The sequence below is a fragment of the Brucella sp. IR073 genome, from assembly GCF_049065735.1.
GTDB lineage: Bacteria > Pseudomonadota > Alphaproteobacteria > Rhizobiales > Rhizobiaceae > Paramesorhizobium.
On record NZ_JBAKHD010000002.1, the window covers coordinates 508,426 to 523,616 of the forward strand.

Here is a 15,191-nt window from a genome sequence, read left to right on the forward strand (position 1 = left end):
TAGATTAGGCAAGGAAATATTGGCGTCATACTGCCTTATTACCTTGCTTGCTATTCAACTCTAAAGGAGACGGAGCGGACACTCCGGCAAATATGATGGCAAGGCAAGAGCAAGCCAACGACGTTTTCGCCCTTACTTCGTTTCTCTATGGCGGCAATGCCGACTATATCGAGAAACTCTACGCAAAATATGAGGCGGACCCCGCTTCGGTCGATCCCGAATGGCGCGATTTCTTCGCCACGCTCAAGGACGATGCGAAGGATGTAAGGAAGAACGCCGAAGGCGCGTCATGGGCCAAGCCGGACTGGCCGGTCGTCGCCAATGGCGAGCTCGTTTCCGCCCTCGACGGCAATTGGGCGCAAGTCGAGACGCACATCACCGACAAGCTTAAGGCGAAGTCGGGTAAGGCTGCGGCCAATGGCGCCGCCGCTCCGGCTCTGACCGAAGCGGAAATCACCAATGCGGCGCGCGATTCCGTCCGCGCGATCATGATGATCCGCGCCTACCGCATGCGCGGCCATCTGCATGCCAAGCTCGACCCGCTGGGCCTTGCCGAGCCGCCGGAGGATTACAAGGAACTGGCGCCGGAGACTTATGGTTTCACGCCTGCCGATTACGACCGCAAGATCTTCATCGACAATGTGCTGGGTCTCGAATACGCGACGATCCCGCAAATGCTCGAGATCCTCAAGCGCACCTATTGCTCGACCATCGGCGTCGAGTTCATGCATATTTCCGATCCCGCTGAGAAGGCTTGGATTCAGGAGCGCATCGAAGGGCCGGACAAGGGCATCGCGTTCTCGCCCGAGGGTAAGAAGGCGATCCTGTCTAAGCTGATCGAGGCTGAGGGCTTTGAGCAGTTCCTCGACGTCAAGTATAAGGGCACCAAGCGCTTCGGTCTCGACGGCGGCGAATCGCTGATCCCGGCGCTGGAGCAGATCGTCAAGCGCGGCGGCCAGATGGGTCTGAAAGAAGTCGTGCTCGGCATGGCGCATCGCGGCCGTCTCAACGTGCTCTCCCAAGTCATGGCGAAGCCGCACCGCGCGATCTTCCACGAGTTCAAGGGCGGTTCCGCCGCGCCTGACGATGTGGAAGGCTCGGGCGACGTGAAGTACCATCTGGGCGCTTCCTCCGACCGCGAGTTCGACGGCAACAAGGTTCACCTGTCGCTGACGGCGAACCCGTCGCATCTTGAAATCGTCAACCCTGTCGTGATGGGCAAGGCCCGCGCCAAGCAGGACCAGCTCGCCGGACGCGGCACACGCGACGAGGTGGTGCCGCTTTCCGAGCGCGCTAAGGTGATGCCGCTGCTGATCCATGGCGACGCGGCCTTTGCCGGTCAGGGCGTGGTGGCGGAGTGCTTCGGGCTTTCGGGCCTCAAGGGTTACCGGGTCGGCGGCACGGTCCATGTCATCATCAACAACCAGATCGGTTTCACGACCAATCCGGCCTTCTCGCGCTCCTCGCCCTATCCGTCGGATGTGGCGAAGATGGTGGAAGCGCCGATTTTCCACGTCAATGGTGACGACCCGGAAGCGGTGGTGTTCGCGGCGAAAGTCGCGACCGAATTCCGCATGATCTTCCACAAGCCCGTTGTCATCGACATGTTCTGCTATCGCCGCTTCGGCCATAACGAAGGCGACGAGCCGGCGTTCACGCAGCCCTTGATGTACAAGGAGATCCGCGCCCACAAGACCGTGGTGCAGGTCTATAGCGACAAGCTCATCGCCGAAGGTCTCATCACTGCCGACGAAGTGGAGAAGATGAAGGCCGACTGGCGTGCCAAGCTCGAAAGCGAGTTCGAGGCCGGGCAGAGCTATAAGCCAAACAAGGCCGATTGGCTTGACGGCGCGTGGTCTGGCCTGCGCAAGGCCGACAATGAGGACGAGCAGCGCCGCGGCAAGACCGCCGTGCCTGTCAAGACGCTAAAGGAAATCGGCAAGAAGCTGGTGGAAGTGCCCGAAGGCTTCCATGTCCACCGCACGATCCAGCGCTTCCTCGACAACCGCGCCAAGATGATCGAAACGGGCGAAGGCATCGACTGGGCGACCGCCGAGGCGCTGGCCTTCGGTTCGCTTGCCATCGAAGGCCATCCGATCCGTCTTTCGGGGCAGGATGTGGAGCGCGGCACCTTCTCGCAGCGCCATTCGGTGCTCTACGATCAGGAGACCGAGCAGCGCTATATCCCGCTCAACAATCTGCAGAAGGGGCAGGCACTCTACGAGGTCATCAACTCGATGCTCTCGGAAGAGGCGGTGCTGGGCTTCGACTATGGTTACTCGCTGGCCGAGCCTCAAGGCCTGACGCTCTGGGAAGCGCAGTTCGGCGATTTCGCCAATGGCGCGCAGGTGGTGTTCGACCAGTTCATCTCCTCGGGCGAGCGCAAATGGCTGCGCATGTCGGGCCTCGTCTGCCTGCTGCCGCATGGCTATGAGGGTCAGGGGCCGGAGCATTCGTCGGCGCGCCTGGAGCGTTTCCTCCAGCTTTGCGCGGAAGACAACATGCAGGTGGCGAACGTCACGACGCCGGCTAACTACTTCCACATCCTGCGCCGGCAGATGAAACGCGACTTCCGCAAGCCGCTGATCCTGATGACGCCCAAGTCGCTGCTGCGCCACAAGCGCGCGGTCTCGACGCTGGCCGAGATGTCGGGCGAGAGTGCGTTCCATCGCCTTCTCTGGGACGATGCGCAATATCTCAAGGACCAGCCGATCAAGCTTGCCAAGGATTCGAAGATCCGCCGCGTAGTCATGTGCTCGGGCAAGGTCTATTACGACCTCTACGAGGAACGCGAGAAGCGCGGCATCGACGATGTCTACCTGCTTCGCATCGAGCAGCTCTATCCGTTCCCGGCCAAGGCGCTGATCACGGAGCTTTCACGCTTCCGCGGCGCGGAGATGGTGTGGTGCCAGGAAGAGCCGAAGAACATGGGCGCCTGGTCGTTCATCGATCCGTATCTGGAATGGGTGCTCGCCCATATCGACGCCAAGCATCAGCGGGTGCGCTATGCCGGCCGTCCGGCGGCGGCCTCTCCGGCCACGGGCCTGATGTCCAAGCATCTGTCGCAGCTCGAAGCGCTTCTGGAAGACGCGCTCGGCTCCTGAAAACCATAAAGCGAAACGACTTACACCGAAACGGAAGAACAAGATCATGGCGACCGAAATCCGCGTTCCCACCCTCGGGGAATCCGTCAGTGAGGCAACCATCGGAAAGTGGTTCAAGAAGGCAGGCGACACCGTGAACGCCGACGAGCCGCTGGTCGAGCTCGAAACCGACAAGGTCACCGTGGAAGTTCCTGCCCCCGCGGCCGGAACGCTCGGCGAGATCGTGGCCAAGGAAGGCGATACGGTCGAGCCCGGCGCACTCTTGGGAATGATCGAGGCCGGCGGCGCCGCTGCTGCTCCGGCTGCGAAGAAGGAAGAGCCGAAGCCCGCGGCGGAAGCGCCGAAGACCTCGGCTCCTGTCTCCGCACCCGCGCCTTCCGCTTCCGGCCCTGCCATGGCTCCGGCTCCCTCCGCCGCCAAGCTTCTGTCCGAAGCCGGCGTTTCCGCCGACCAGGTGGAAGGCTCGGGCAAGCGCGGCCAGGTGCTGAAGGGCGATGTGCTGGAAGCGCTCGCCAAGGGCGTCTCGGCACAGGCTCCGGCAGCGCCGCAGGCGGCGCGCCCAGCATCGGCTCCCGACGATGCGGCGCGCGAGGAGCGGGTGAAGATGACGCGCCTGCGCCAGACCATCGCGCGGCGCCTGAAGGACGCGCAAAACACGGCGGCGATGCTGACCACCTTCAACGAGGTGGACATGAAGCCGGTCATGGATCTGCGCAACCGCTACAAGGAGCTTTTCGAGAAGAAGCATGGCGTGAAGCTGGGCTTCATGGGCTTCTTCACCAAGGCGGTGACCCATGCCCTGAAGGAAATCCCGGCGGTCAATGCCGAGATCGACGGCACCGACATCATCTACAAGAACTATTGCAATATCGCCGTGGCCGTGGGCACCGACAAGGGCCTGGTGGTTCCGGTGGTGCGCAATGCCGACGAGATGACGATCGCGGAGATCGAAAAGGAAATCGGCCGGCTCGGCAAGGCCGCGCGCGACGGCCAGCTTTCCGTGGCGGATATGCAGGGCGGCACGTTCACCATCTCGAATGGCGGCGTCTATGGCTCGCTGATGTCGACGCCGATCCTCAACGCGCCGCAGTCCGGCATTCTCGGCATGCACAAGATCCAGGAGCGTCCGGTGGTTGTCGGCGGGCAGATCGTCATCCGCCCGATGATGTATCTGGCGCTATCCTATGATCATCGTATCGTGGACGGCAAGGAAGCCGTAACGTTCCTCGTGCGCGTGAAGGAGACACTGGAGGATCCGGAGCGGCTGGTGCTGGATTTGTAAGGCCGGCTTATGCTCGATGGAAACGCTCGTTCCTGATCTCACCCTTCTACAGTCGTCATCCTCGGGCTTGACCCGAGGATCCACGGCAAGGTGGCAGGAACGGTGTTGTCATTCGCTACGGGATCGTAAAGACGTCACGTGGTATACCGCGCAGTTCCTGCTTACTGGAACGCGTCGATGCGGTGGAAGTGTTAGTGCTCCCTTGTCGTGGATCCTCGGGTCAAGCCCGAGGATGACGAGGGGAGGGGCGGAGAGACCATGACCCATTACCTCATCGAATTTGCCGGGCTGATGGCGGTGTGGTCGATCATGATCATCTCACCGGGGGCGGATTTTGCGCTTGTCGTGCGGCAGAGCATCGTGCATGGACGCCGCGCGGCGATCATCACCAGCGTCGGCATCGGCTGCTCGATCCTGTTTCATATCAGCTATACGATCCTTGGCCTCGGGCTGATCGTATCGCAATCGCTTCTGCTCTTCTCCGTCCTCAAATGGGCCGGCGCGGCCTATCTCATCTATCTCGGCATCAAGGCGCTGAGAGAGAAGGACGCAGGGACGCCCGATGTCTCCGCCGATCTCGGCGAGGAAGCCATCGCTGCGAAGCGGATTTCGGCAACGCGCTGCTTCCTGATGGGGTTCGTCACCAACGCGCTCAATCCCAAGGCGGTGCTGTTCTTCCTGTCGCTGTTCTCCTCGCTGGTCAGCCATGAAACGCCCATCGCCATTCAGGGCGTCTACGGGCTCATCATGGCGACGACGCTGATCGCCTGGTTCGTCGGTGTGTCCACCTTCTTCACGCTCGCCGCGGTGCGCGAGCGCTTTACCGCCTGGGGCCGGTGGTTCAACCGCGTGACCGGCTTGGTCTTTATAGGCCTCGGTATCCGGCTCGCCGCGCAGCAGGCGAATTGAACGGGAGGCGGAAGGATGGGCGTGATCCGAAAAATCGCGGTGATGGCAATGGCCGGCGCGAGCTTGTCCGCGCCGCTTTCCGCCTATGCCGCCTGCACGCAGGACCGCGCTGTCTATAGCGACCGCGACGACCATTATGTGCTGGCCTTCAAGCCCGCGCCGAAAGACGCGCCTGTCACCACCTCCAACGAATTCACCATCACGCAGAAGGACGGCGCGGCGGACGGCCGGAAAAGCGCCTTCAAGCTTGACGGCGTGGTGATGTGGACCGATGGCGTGGCGCGGCCGAGCGGCATGATCATGTATAATTGCCCCACCGGCGATGTGACGGGCGATGAGATCGAGGCCTGCACCCTGTGGCAGGGCGTCATCTATGCGCTGAAGGAGGGGGCGGAGGCTGATCTCTTGCCAAAGGCGGATGAACCGGCGGCGCAGGCGCTGCTGTTCCCCGATCTTGTCGGCGCGCTCGATTCGTTCGATTTCGGCGCGGCCAAGCCGGCCCAGCCGCTATCTTGGGAAGTTTTTCGTTTCAAGGAATGCGCGCCTGCTGAGTAAAGGGCGCAAGAAAGGATAGCTCAATGTCTTACGATGTCGTCGTCATCGGAACGGGACCCGGAGGTTATGTCGCGGCCATCAAGGCGGCGCAGCTTGGTCTGAAGGTCGCGGTCGTGGAAAAGCGCAAGACCTTCGGCGGCACCTGCCTCAATATCGGCTGCATCCCCTCCAAGGCGCTGCTCCACGCCTCGGAAGTCTTTGCCGAGGCGGGCCACTCCTTCGATGCGCTGGGTGTCGAGGTTTCGCCAAAGCTGAACCTTGCGAAGATGCTGGCGCATAAGGACGCTACGGTGAAGGCCAATGTCAACGGCGTCGAGTTCCTGTTCAAGAAGAATAAGATCGACACCTTCATCGGCACCGGCAAAGTGGTCGCGCCGGGCAAGGTCTCGGTGACGGCGGAAGACGGCTCCGTGCAGGAGATCGAGACGAAGAACATCATCATCGCCACCGGCTCCGACGTTGCCGGCATTCCAGGCGTGGATGTCGCCTTCGATGAGAAGGTGATCGTCTCCTCCACCGGCGCGCTTTCCTTCGACAAGGTGCCCGGCCGTCTCGTCGTGGTCGGCGGCGGCGTCATCGGGCTGGAGCTCGGCTCGGTCTGGGCGCGTCTCGGCGCAAAAGTCACGGTGGTCGAATATCTCGACAAGATCCTCGGCTCCATGGACGGCGAGGTGTCGCGTCAGTTCCAGCGCCTGCTGGAGAAGCAGGGCATCGAATTCAAGCTCGGTGCAAAGGTGACCGGCGTCGAGAAGCTCAAGAAGGGCGCGAAGGTTACGTTCGAGCCGGTCAAGGGCGGCGATGCCGAGATCATCGAGGCGGATGCGGTGCTGGTGGCGACCGGGCGCAAGCCTTACACCGAAGGGCTGGATCTCGAAGCGGCCGGCGTTACGCTCGATGAACGCGGCCGTGTGGCGATCGACGATCACTGGCGCACCAATGTGCCTGGCATCTATGCCATCGGCGACGTGGTGAAAGGCCCGATGCTGGCGCACAAGGCGGAAGACGAAGGTGTTGCCGTGGCGGAGATCATCGCCGGCCAGGCCGGTCATGTGAATTACGACGTCATCCCCAGCGTCGTCTATACCCAGCCGGAAGTGGCTACCGTCGGCAAGACCGAGGAAGAGCTGAAGGCCGCCGGCATCGACTATAAGGTCGGCAAGTTCCCCTTCACCGCCAACGGCCGCGCCCGCGCCATGCTGCACACGGATGGCTTCGTTAAGATCCTCGCCGACAAGGCGACGGACAAGGTGCTCGGCGCGCATATTCTGGGGTTCGGCGCCGGCGAAATGATCCATGAACTCGCCGTGCTGATGGAATTCGGCGGCTCGTCGGAGGACCTTGCCCGCACCTGCCACGCGCATCCGACCATGTCGGAAGCCGTGCGCGAAGCGGCCCTCGCGACCTTCTTCAAGCCTATTCATATTTAAGGCTTTGGCCTTATTGACCAAAATCAAAAGCCCGGAGCGATCCGGGCTTTTGATTTAGGGAGCCGGTGCTGTCGGCGTAGCCGGTTGCGGCGGCGGCGGGGCGCTGGCCCTATCGCTCCCTGAATAGATATAATACACCGCGCCCACGACAATAACGAGCAGGACGACAGCCCAGATATAGGTGCTGCTGGACACGCCCGGACGGGCCGCGCCGCTATCCATCGGGCGCGGACGGTTTACGACAGGGTCATTGACCGTGCTTTGCCTGCCTGGCTGCAGGTTGGGGTCGAGTGGGTCAACCATTGCGCTCTCCTCCATCGATTGAGCAACGCCCCCACCATGAAAGTAAAACGCCAAAGGTTTGGATTCGTTCCGATGAAGACTACGCCCTTGGATGAGCCTTGTCGTAAATCTCTAGCAGCCGTGCGGTGTCTACGCCCGTATAGATCTGTGTCGTCGACAGGCTGGCGTGGCCGAGCAGTTCCTGGATGGCGCGCAGATCGCCGCCAGCGGCGAGCAGATGCGTGGCGAAGGAGTGGCGCAGGGCGTGCGGGGTCGCCGTGTCGGGCAGGTTCAGGGCGCTGCGCAGCTTCTGCATTTCGCGCTGGATGATCGCAGGCTGCAACGGGCCGCCGCGCGCGCCGCGAAAGAGGGGCGTGCCGGGCGCGAGATCATAGGGGCAGAGGCGGCGATAGGCGTCCACGGCGCGGTGAACCACCGGCAGCAGCGGCACGAGCCGGGTCTTGCCGCCCTTGCCCTTGATCGGGATGGAGCGGGCGGTGGCATCGAGGAGATCGCCACCGTCTAGGCCAAGCGCCTCGGAAATGCGCAGGCCGCAGCCATAAAGCAGGGTGAGCACGGCGGCATTGCGCGCGGCGATCCATGGCTCCTCGGCAAGCTGTTCGCCCGCCTCCACGACACGCTTCGCCTCCGCCGCGGCGAGGGGCTTCGGCAAGGATTTGGGCTGGCGCGGCGCGCGGATGGCGCATGCCCCGGCGGCATTGGCGAGGCCCTGCCTTTCCAGATGGCGCAGCAGTGAGCGGATGCCGGCCAGCCCGCGCCCGAGCGTGCGCGCGCCCGCGCCGCCATTGCGCCGGTTCGCCAGGAATGAGCGCAGATCGGCAACACGCAGCGCGCTCACATCCTTCAGCGAGGGCGGGCCGCCCAGATGGCCGGTCAGGAATTGCAGGAACTGCCGCGTATCGCGCTCATAGGCATCCAGCGTGTTCTGGGACAGGCGGCGCGTGTTCTTCAGCGCGTTCAGCCATTCCATCCGCGCGGCGATGAGATCGTCTTGCGCGGGGACGAGGAATTCGGTCTGGGCGGGTTTGGCGGTCATGATCTATCCCCGGTCGTGCCCCGACCATGCCACCCATATATTACAGAGTGGTTGCTTGTTTTTCCGGACTTCTGGTAAGCCGCAAGCGACAAATGATTGGCGCGGATAAGGAACCCCATGCCCAAACCAGAAAATCCGGTGCTGATGGCCATTGTCGGCGCGGCGCATGGCACACGCGGCGAAGTGCGAGTGAAGACCTTTACCGGTGATCCCCTCGCGCTCGCTGATTACGGCCTGCTCTATGACAATACGGGCCGCAGCTTCGAAATCCTTGAAATCCGGCCGTCCAAGACGGTCGTTGTCGTACGGTTCAAGGGTGTCAATGACCGCACGGCGGCGGAAGGACTGAACGGAACGGAGCTGTTCATCGACCGGGCGCAATTACCGGAGGAACTCGAGGAAGACGAATTTTACCACGAAGACCTGATCGGCCTCGAAGCGGTGGATCTCGACGGCGCGCCCATCGGCGAGGTGACGGCGGTGTTCGATTTCGGCGGCGGCGATCTGCTTGAGCTGTCGATGCAGGGTCGCAAGCCCTATCTCATCCCCTTTACCCAAAGCGCGGTTCCGGAAATCGACCTTAAAGGTGGGCGTCTGGTGGTTGACCCTGTAGCTGCCGGGCTCGTCGCCGACGATGATACGGATGGGCCTGACAAATGAGTTTTCGCGCGACGGTTCTGACCCTTTATCCCGAAATGTTCCCCGGGCCGCTCGGTATTTCCCTGGCGGGCAAGGCGCTGGCGGAAGAAAAATGGCGGCTGGAGACGGTGCAGATCCGTGATTTCGCGCAAGGCAAGCACCGCATGGTGGACGACACTCCGGCGGGCGGCGGCGCGGGCATGGTGATGAAGCCCGATGTGGTGGCGCGCGCCATCGACCATGTGGCTGACGACCGGCCCAGATTGCTGATGAGCCCGCGCGGCGAGCCGTTGACCCAGAAGCGGGTGCGCGCATTGGCGGAAGGACCCGGCGCGATCCTCCTGTGCGGACGCTTCGAGGGCGTCGACGAGCGCGTGATCGAAGGGCGTCAGCTCGAAGAGATTTCCATCGGCGACTATATCCTCTCGGGCGGTGAGACGGCGGCCTTCGTGCTGCTCGATGCGGTGGTGCGGCTGCTACCCGGCGTGATGGGCAATGAGGAATCGGGCGAGACGGAAAGCTTCGAAACCGGGCTTCTGGAGCACCCGCAATATACGCGGCCTCAGATTTGGGAGGGACGGGCGATTCCGGAAATCCTCACCTCAGGCAATCATGGCGCCATCGACAAATGGCGGCGCGCGGAGGCGGAGCGCATCACACGGGAAAGGCGGCCGGACCTTTGGGAAGCGTACCGGAAGGCGAAGGGCAAATAGGTTTTAAGCAGCTCTCTTAGGCGTATATGGGACGATACGAAACGATACGCGCGATACCTGCGTATTGATTCATTGGCGGCAATGGTGTATCAGCCACGCAAACTCGGGGGAAAATCCCGAAATCCAGCAACCAATGAATGGTGAACCCGCTCCTGCCGCAAGGCATAGCTGCCCGGCCACGAGACTGTGCAGCAAGCGTCGAGCGCTCTGACCGTTCGAGAAGAACGAGAGGATTAGACGCATGGACATTATTCGTCAGCTCGAAGCCGAGCAGGCCGCCAAGATCGCCGAAAAGCGCACGCTCCCCGATTTCAAGCCGGGCGACACGGTTCGCGTGCAGGTGCGCGTCACCGAGGGCACCCGTACTCGCGTGCAGGCCTATGAGGGCGTCTGCATTGCCCGTTCCGGCTCCGGTCTCCATGAGAACTTCACCGTCCGCAAGATTTCCTATGGCGAAGGCGTCGAGCGCGTGTTCCCGGTCTACTCCCCGGCGGTGGAAGCCGTGGAAGTGGTTCGCCGCGGCAAGGTGCGCCGCGCCAAGCTCTACTACCTGCGCGGTCTGACCGGCAAGGCCGCCCGCATTGTCGAGAAGAAAGACAATCGCAAGGGCAAGGTGGCCGTGGAAGAGACCGCGGCACCCGAGGCTGCCGCTCCCGCGGCGGAATAAATTCGAAAGAATTGAAAGTGTTTAAAAGGCGGCCTCCGGGTCGCCTTTTATTTTCTTGCAACGGGCCTAGGTTTCCGGCAGCCTCATAAAGGATGGGCGCTTGACGAAGCATTCAGAGAACCCCAATGAGGTCGCCCGAACTCGACATCCTTGAGAGAATAGAAGCTCTGCGCGCCGGGCTGGCGCGTCCGGTTGTCATGGCACTTGACGGAGGAAGCGGCTCCGGCAAGTCCACTATTTCGAAAAGATTGGCGAAACTGACGCATATCACCTTGGTTCCGCTTGATGATTTTTATCAAACGCGCATTCCTGAGTCCGATTGGCCCGAATGACCGTGGTGGAGCGTTTAAACGGCGTTTTCGAGTGGAGCCGCGTTCGCTGTGAGGCTGTTGAGCCTCTTATTAGGCGGAAGACCGCGCGGTGGCGGGCATTCGATTTTGGGCGAGGTCTAGGCAAAGATGGTACTTACAGCCTCAAGGACGAATTTACAGTAGCCGAGCCTGCGTCTATAATTTTGCTCGAGGGAGCTTATTCAGCGTCACCGTTTTTAAGAGATTTAATAGATCTTGCCGGGATTGTAGATGTGCCGCCCAAAGTCCGACATGCACGAGCCGCTGCGCGCGAACAAGGCGGAGAGGACACTTTAGCGGCGTGGCACGCAATTTGGGATGACGTAGAGAGCTACTATTTCGAATGCGTCTGTCCGCCGAAGTCTTTCGACCTCGTGATCCGGAATTAGTGTCGTTGCGATCCATGCGACGTCAGCGAGACCGGCGTTAGAACAATTCTATTTCAATTGCCCGAGGCGGCAAAGGTTGGTACAACAGCCGCATGAATTCGAGAAACGAATGGAACGGGCATAAAGTGTTCGTGCTGCAGGACCGCAAGCGGCTGCCGCAACGCTTTTCCGCGCGCGTTTCCGGGGCGCTCACCAGCCGACTTAGCTAAGGCTGCCCAGGCTTGCCAGGCCTTCTTCTGGCATACCCAATTTTCCCCTTTGCTTTGATTTCAGGAACGGACAAGAGCCATGAGCGCACCCCGCACTCTCTATGACAAAATCTGGGACGACCATCTGGTGGATCGTCAGGACGACGGCACCTGCCTCATCTATATCGACCGCCATCTCGTGCATGAGGTGACGAGCCCGCAGGCCTTCGAAGGCTTGCGCATGGCCGGGCGCAAGGTGCGTCATCCCGAGAAGACGCTCGCCGTGGTCGATCACAATGTTCCAACCTCCCCCGACCGCAAGAACGGCATCAAGAACGAGGAAAGCCGCATCCAGGTCGAGGCGCTGGCGAAGAATGCCGCCGATTTCGGTGTCGAATATTACTCGGAAAACGATATCCGCCAAGGCATCGTCCATATTGTCGGGCCGGAGCAGGGCTTCACGCTGCCGGGCATGACGATTGTTTGCGGCGACAGCCACACCTCCACCCATGGCGCGTTCGGCGCGCTGGCGCATGGCATCGGCACGTCAGAGGTGGAGCATGTGCTCGCCACCCAGACGCTGATCCAGAAGAAGGCCAAGAACATGCTGGTGCGGGTCGATGGCAAGCTCCCCGAGGGCGTGACGGCGAAGGACATCATCCTCGCCATCATCGGCGAGATCGGCACGGCGGGCGGCACCGGCTATGTCATTGAATATGCGGGCGAGGCGATCCGCTCGCTGTCGATGGAAGGCCGCATGACGATCTGCAATATGTCGATTGAGGGCGGCGCAAGGGCCGGGCTGATTGCGCCGGACGAAACCACCTTCGACTATATCAAGGGCAAGCCGCGCGCACCCAAGGGCGAGGCGCTGGAACAGGCCATCGCCTATTGGCGGACGCTGAAATCGGATGAAGGCGCGCATTTCGACAAGGTCGTCACGCTTGACGCTGCCAATCTGCCGCCCATCGTCTCGTGGGGTTCATCGCCCGAGGATGTGGTGGCTGTGACCGGCGAGGTGCCGAACCCTGACGAAATCGCGGACGAGACCAAGCGGGCGTCGAAGTGGCGCGCGCTTGACTATATGGGCCTGAAGCCGGGCACGAAGATCACCGATATCGCGCTTGACCGCGTATTCATCGGCTCCTGCACCAATGGCCGCATCGAGGATCTGCGCGCCGTGGCGAAGGTGGTGGAAGGCCGCAAGGTTGCCCCGACGGTGAGCGCGATGATCGTGCCGGGCTCGGGCCTCGTCAAGCAGCAGGCGGAAGCCGAGGGGCTGCACAAGATCTTCATCGAGGCTGGATTCGACTGGCGTGAGCCGGGCTGCTCCATGTGTCTCGCCATGAACGACGACCGATTGAAGCCGGGCGAGCGCTGCGCCTCCACCTCGAACCGCAATTTCGAAGGCCGCCAGGGCTTCAAGGGACGCACCCATCTCGTCTCGCCCGCCATGGCGGCGGCCGCCGCGATATCAGGGCATTTCGTCGATATTCGCGAGTGGAAGTAGCGGGTTAGATTCGGCTGATCTCGCGGACGGAGCGTCAAAGCGCTCCGTCCGCCTTTTTATTAACCATATTACAAGCGATTCGGGTTTTCCGAATAAATTTCGTTCCGCAAGCGTGGCGATTTACGCTTCCTTGTACTCGCCTGATTAAGCGTTTCGCCAAGCGGGGGCAAAATATGAGATGAGTGGCGCCAATTTCGTTCTCACCATCAATATGGTTGTCGCGGGGCTGTTTGCGGTCGCGTTTCTCGGCATTGCCGTTTACGAGAAGACCTATATTTCCGCCCGCTTGTTCGCCCTTGCCTTCGTCTTCGCGATGATGAATTTCGGGGCGGAATTGCTGGTGCCGTCGATCGGCAATCCGATGCTCGGCTATATGCTGGCATTCAGCACTTTCCTTGGTACGCTCATCTGCGTCACCGTCGGCATGGCCGACAAATATGGGGTGCGTGTGCCCTGGCTGCTGCTTGCGGTCCTGTCGGTGGGCTCGCTCGTGATGGTCTACTCCATCTATGACATCGCGCGCGTGACGCTTCTGGGCATGCTTCTCTACCAGACGCCTTACTTCGTCCTTCTCTGCCTCAACAATTATATCATTCTGAAGTCGCGGGCGCGCGGGCTCATGGACATGCTGCTCTTCGCGCTTCTTCTCACAAGCGCGGCGCATTTCCTGCTGAAGCCTTATCTCGCCATCGCCGCGGGCGGGATGGGCCTGACGCCGCAGGATTATATCCATACGCGATACGCGCTGTTCTCGCAGACGATCGGGGCGGCGCTTTCGGTCGCCAACGGCCTTCTCATGCTGGTGATCCTGACGCGCGACCTGATGGCGGATATGTCGGCGCGCTCGGAAACCGACGTCTTGTCACGGCTTCTGAACCGGCGCGGCTTCGAGGTCAAAAGCGAGGCGGCGGTGGCGCAAGCGAAGCGCGCGAACGCGCCCCTCTCCCTCATCATCTGCGACCTCGACAGTTTCAAGATGATCAACGACACCTATGGGCATGGGCTCGGCGATTCCGTGATCTCGGCCTTTGCCGCGGGCCTCAAGGAGATCGCTGGGGAACAGGATGTGCTGGCGCGCATCGGCGGCGAGGAATTCGCCATATTGCTGCCGGGGAGGGGCCTGCAAACGGCGCGTCTCTTCGCCGAGAAGGCGCGCACCAACTTCGCCAACCGGCGGGTGCGGGACCTGCCGGAAGACAGCCGTTTCACCGCGAGCTTCGGCGTGGCGGAACTGCAGGACGGCGATGCGCTCTCCGACCTTATGCGCCGCGCCGACAATGCGCTTTATGACGCCAAGAAAGCCGGCCGCAACTGCGTGCGCCTGGCTTTGCCCTTCGTGGACCAGCAAAAGATCGTGGAACTGCGCCCCCCCGGAGGCGGGCGGACGGCATGATTGACATCCGAATGAGGTTTTATCGGGCACTGTCCGCGCTCAAAAAGCTGTTTGAATAATTCCGATAGGATGACACTATTCCTGATGGAAAGGATTCTGCCCCATGTCCGAAAGCCAAGCCACCCACGCCGTCGATATCTCGCTTCTGCATTTGCGCGATGCGCATGAATTCGCGCCGCTGCTGGCCAGCTACGCTCAGGCGCTGAAGCGCGGCGCACCAAGGCGGCCGGACGAGTATTATGCCGAGAAGCTGTTGCAGGACCGCGCGGCGGAGATTGCGGGGGCGCGGCTCGATGGGGTGCTTGTCGGCTTCGTGATTTTCTACGACCTGCCGGAACCGGTTTCCGGAATGCGCTGCGGACAGGTCGATCACATCTATGTCCATCACGACCATCGCGGCAAAGGCATTGCCAAGGCGCTGATCGACGTGCTCGCCGACAAGGCGGAGGAGCGCAGCTGGTCGAAGCTCATCCTCAACGCGCCGCGCCAGCCCGAGGACGGGCGCAAGCTCTATGAACAGGTGGCAGCGCCCGCCGACTGGACGAGCTTCGTGATTCACTTCGGTGGGTGATCGGGTCGCCGTCGTCATTCTCGGGCTTGTCCCGAGAATCTGCGACAAGGAAAGTGACGGACGGGTAGGAGTGAAGCAATTACGCGAGAATGACGGTGGGGAGAGCGGGGCGGTAAACCTTTCGTGAGCATGTCCCCTTTCAACCGATTGAAGTC

14 protein-coding genes are annotated in these 15,191 nt (G+C 61.6%); 12 read left to right on the plus strand and 2 right to left on the minus strand.

Annotated features, from left to right (window positions below; translation table 11 throughout):
- Positions 1 to 95: 95 nt before the first annotated feature.
- The 5 genes from ACOWVG_RS06250 to lpdA all read left to right on the plus strand — a co-directional run bounded on the left by ACOWVG_RS06250 (position 96) and on the right by lpdA (position 7,277).
- A complete protein-coding gene (locus ACOWVG_RS06250) occupies positions 96 to 3,104 on the plus strand; it encodes a 2-oxoglutarate dehydrogenase E1 component (RefSeq protein WP_420960643.1) in 3,009 nt (1,002 codons plus the stop codon).
- Positions 3,105 to 3,150: 46 nt separating this feature from the next.
- Positions 3,151 to 4,386 (plus strand): 2-oxoglutarate dehydrogenase complex dihydrolipoyllysine-residue succinyltransferase, encoded by a 1,236-nt coding sequence (gene odhB / locus ACOWVG_RS06255; protein ID WP_420960644.1) that lies wholly within the window; start codon positions 3,151 to 3,153, stop codon positions 4,384 to 4,386.
- Positions 4,387 to 4,644: 258 nt separating this feature from the next.
- The gene (locus ACOWVG_RS06260; protein WP_420960646.1) at positions 4,645 to 5,295 is read left to right on the plus strand and encodes a LysE family translocator; all 651 of its coding nucleotides are present in this window, start codon (positions 4,645 to 4,647) and stop codon (positions 5,293 to 5,295) included.
- Between the two features lie 15 nt (positions 5,296 to 5,310).
- Entirely contained in the window at positions 5,311 to 5,850 is a 540-nt protein-coding gene (locus tag ACOWVG_RS06265; protein WP_420960648.1) for a hypothetical protein, read from the plus strand.
- Between the two features lie 23 nt (positions 5,851 to 5,873).
- Entirely contained in the window at positions 5,874 to 7,277 is a 1,404-nt protein-coding gene (gene lpdA / locus ACOWVG_RS06270) for a dihydrolipoyl dehydrogenase (RefSeq protein ID WP_420960650.1), read from the plus strand.
- A gap of 54 nt (positions 7,278 to 7,331) precedes the next feature.
- Here the strand turns inward: lpdA and ACOWVG_RS06275 are convergent, their stop codons facing one another.
- Together ACOWVG_RS06275 and ACOWVG_RS06280 are read right to left on the minus strand one after the other, a co-directional pair.
- Positions 7,332 to 7,580: a hypothetical protein gene (locus tag ACOWVG_RS06275; RefSeq protein ID WP_420960652.1), complete on the minus strand. Its 249-nt coding sequence runs from the start codon at positions 7,578 to 7,580 to the stop codon at positions 7,332 to 7,334.
- A 79-nt stretch (positions 7,581 to 7,659) separates the two neighbouring features.
- On the minus strand, positions 7,660 to 8,616 hold the full coding sequence (locus tag ACOWVG_RS06280) for a tyrosine recombinase XerC (protein ID WP_420960654.1): 957 nt from the start codon (positions 8,614 to 8,616) through the stop codon (positions 7,660 to 7,662).
- Between the two features lie 117 nt (positions 8,617 to 8,733).
- Here ACOWVG_RS06280 and rimM point away from each other — a divergent pair, with 117 nt between their 5' ends.
- From rimM to ACOWVG_RS06315, 7 genes are all read left to right on the plus strand, one after another.
- On the plus strand, positions 8,734 to 9,276 hold the full coding sequence (gene rimM / locus ACOWVG_RS06285) for a ribosome maturation factor RimM (RefSeq protein WP_420960656.1): 543 nt from the start codon (positions 8,734 to 8,736) through the stop codon (positions 9,274 to 9,276).
- Positions 9,273 to 9,968 carry a tRNA (guanosine(37)-N1)-methyltransferase TrmD gene (trmD, locus tag ACOWVG_RS06290; RefSeq protein ID WP_420960658.1) on the plus strand — a complete coding sequence of 232 codons (696 nt, stop codon included), beginning with the start codon at positions 9,273 to 9,275 and terminating at the stop codon, positions 9,966 to 9,968. The genes rimM and trmD overlap by 4 nt, the downstream gene beginning before the upstream one ends.
- A gap of 241 nt (positions 9,969 to 10,209) precedes the next feature.
- On the plus strand, positions 10,210 to 10,635 hold the full coding sequence (rplS, locus tag ACOWVG_RS06295; RefSeq protein ID WP_420960660.1) for a 50S ribosomal protein L19: 426 nt from the start codon (positions 10,210 to 10,212) through the stop codon (positions 10,633 to 10,635).
- Between the two features lie 125 nt (positions 10,636 to 10,760).
- A complete protein-coding gene (locus ACOWVG_RS06300; RefSeq protein ID WP_420960663.1) occupies positions 10,761 to 10,967 on the plus strand; it encodes a hypothetical protein in 207 nt (68 codons plus the stop codon).
- 695 nt (positions 10,968 to 11,662) lie between these two features.
- Positions 11,663 to 13,072 carry a 3-isopropylmalate dehydratase large subunit gene (gene leuC / locus ACOWVG_RS06305; protein WP_420960665.1) on the plus strand — a complete coding sequence of 470 codons (1,410 nt, stop codon included), beginning with the start codon at positions 11,663 to 11,665 and terminating at the stop codon, positions 13,070 to 13,072.
- Positions 13,073 to 13,250: 178 nt separating this feature from the next.
- Complete coding sequence (locus ACOWVG_RS06310) at positions 13,251 to 14,465, plus strand: GGDEF domain-containing protein (RefSeq protein WP_420960667.1); 1,215 nt, start codon at positions 13,251 to 13,253, stop codon at positions 14,463 to 14,465.
- A gap of 103 nt (positions 14,466 to 14,568) precedes the next feature.
- Entirely contained in the window at positions 14,569 to 15,036 is a 468-nt protein-coding gene (locus tag ACOWVG_RS06315; RefSeq protein ID WP_420960669.1) for a GNAT family N-acetyltransferase, read from the plus strand.
- Positions 15,037 to 15,191: the final 155 nt, after the last annotated feature.

Bases quoted from the DNA above. Each gene is read 5' to 3' on its own strand.
- ACOWVG_RS06250 (WP_420960643.1), top strand. From the start codon at position 96: ATGGCAAGGCAAGAGCAAGCCAACGACGTTTTCGCCCTTACTTCGTTT.
- odhB (WP_420960644.1), top strand. From the start codon at position 3,151: ATGGCGACCGAAATCCGCGTTCCCACCCTCGGGGAATCCGTCAGTGAG.
- ACOWVG_RS06260 (WP_420960646.1), top strand. From the start codon at position 4,645: ATGACCCATTACCTCATCGAATTTGCCGGGCTGATGGCGGTGTGGTCG.
- ACOWVG_RS06265 (WP_420960648.1), top strand. From the start codon at position 5,311: ATGGGCGTGATCCGAAAAATCGCGGTGATGGCAATGGCCGGCGCGAGC.
- lpdA (WP_420960650.1), top strand. From the start codon at position 5,874: ATGTCTTACGATGTCGTCGTCATCGGAACGGGACCCGGAGGTTATGTC.
- ACOWVG_RS06275 (WP_420960652.1), bottom strand. From the start codon at position 7,580: ATGGTTGACCCACTCGACCCCAACCTGCAGCCAGGCAGGCAAAGCACG.
- ACOWVG_RS06280 (WP_420960654.1), bottom strand. From the start codon at position 8,616: ATGACCGCCAAACCCGCCCAGACCGAATTCCTCGTCCCCGCGCAAGAC.
- rimM (WP_420960656.1), top strand. From the start codon at position 8,734: ATGCCCAAACCAGAAAATCCGGTGCTGATGGCCATTGTCGGCGCGGCG.
- trmD (WP_420960658.1), top strand. From the start codon at position 9,273: ATGAGTTTTCGCGCGACGGTTCTGACCCTTTATCCCGAAATGTTCCCC.
- rplS (WP_420960660.1), top strand. From the start codon at position 10,210: ATGGACATTATTCGTCAGCTCGAAGCCGAGCAGGCCGCCAAGATCGCC.
- ACOWVG_RS06300 (WP_420960663.1), top strand. From the start codon at position 10,761: ATGAGGTCGCCCGAACTCGACATCCTTGAGAGAATAGAAGCTCTGCGC.
- leuC (WP_420960665.1), top strand. From the start codon at position 11,663: ATGAGCGCACCCCGCACTCTCTATGACAAAATCTGGGACGACCATCTG.
- ACOWVG_RS06310 (WP_420960667.1), top strand. From the start codon at position 13,251: ATGAGTGGCGCCAATTTCGTTCTCACCATCAATATGGTTGTCGCGGGG.
- ACOWVG_RS06315 (WP_420960669.1), top strand. From the start codon at position 14,569: ATGTCCGAAAGCCAAGCCACCCACGCCGTCGATATCTCGCTTCTGCAT.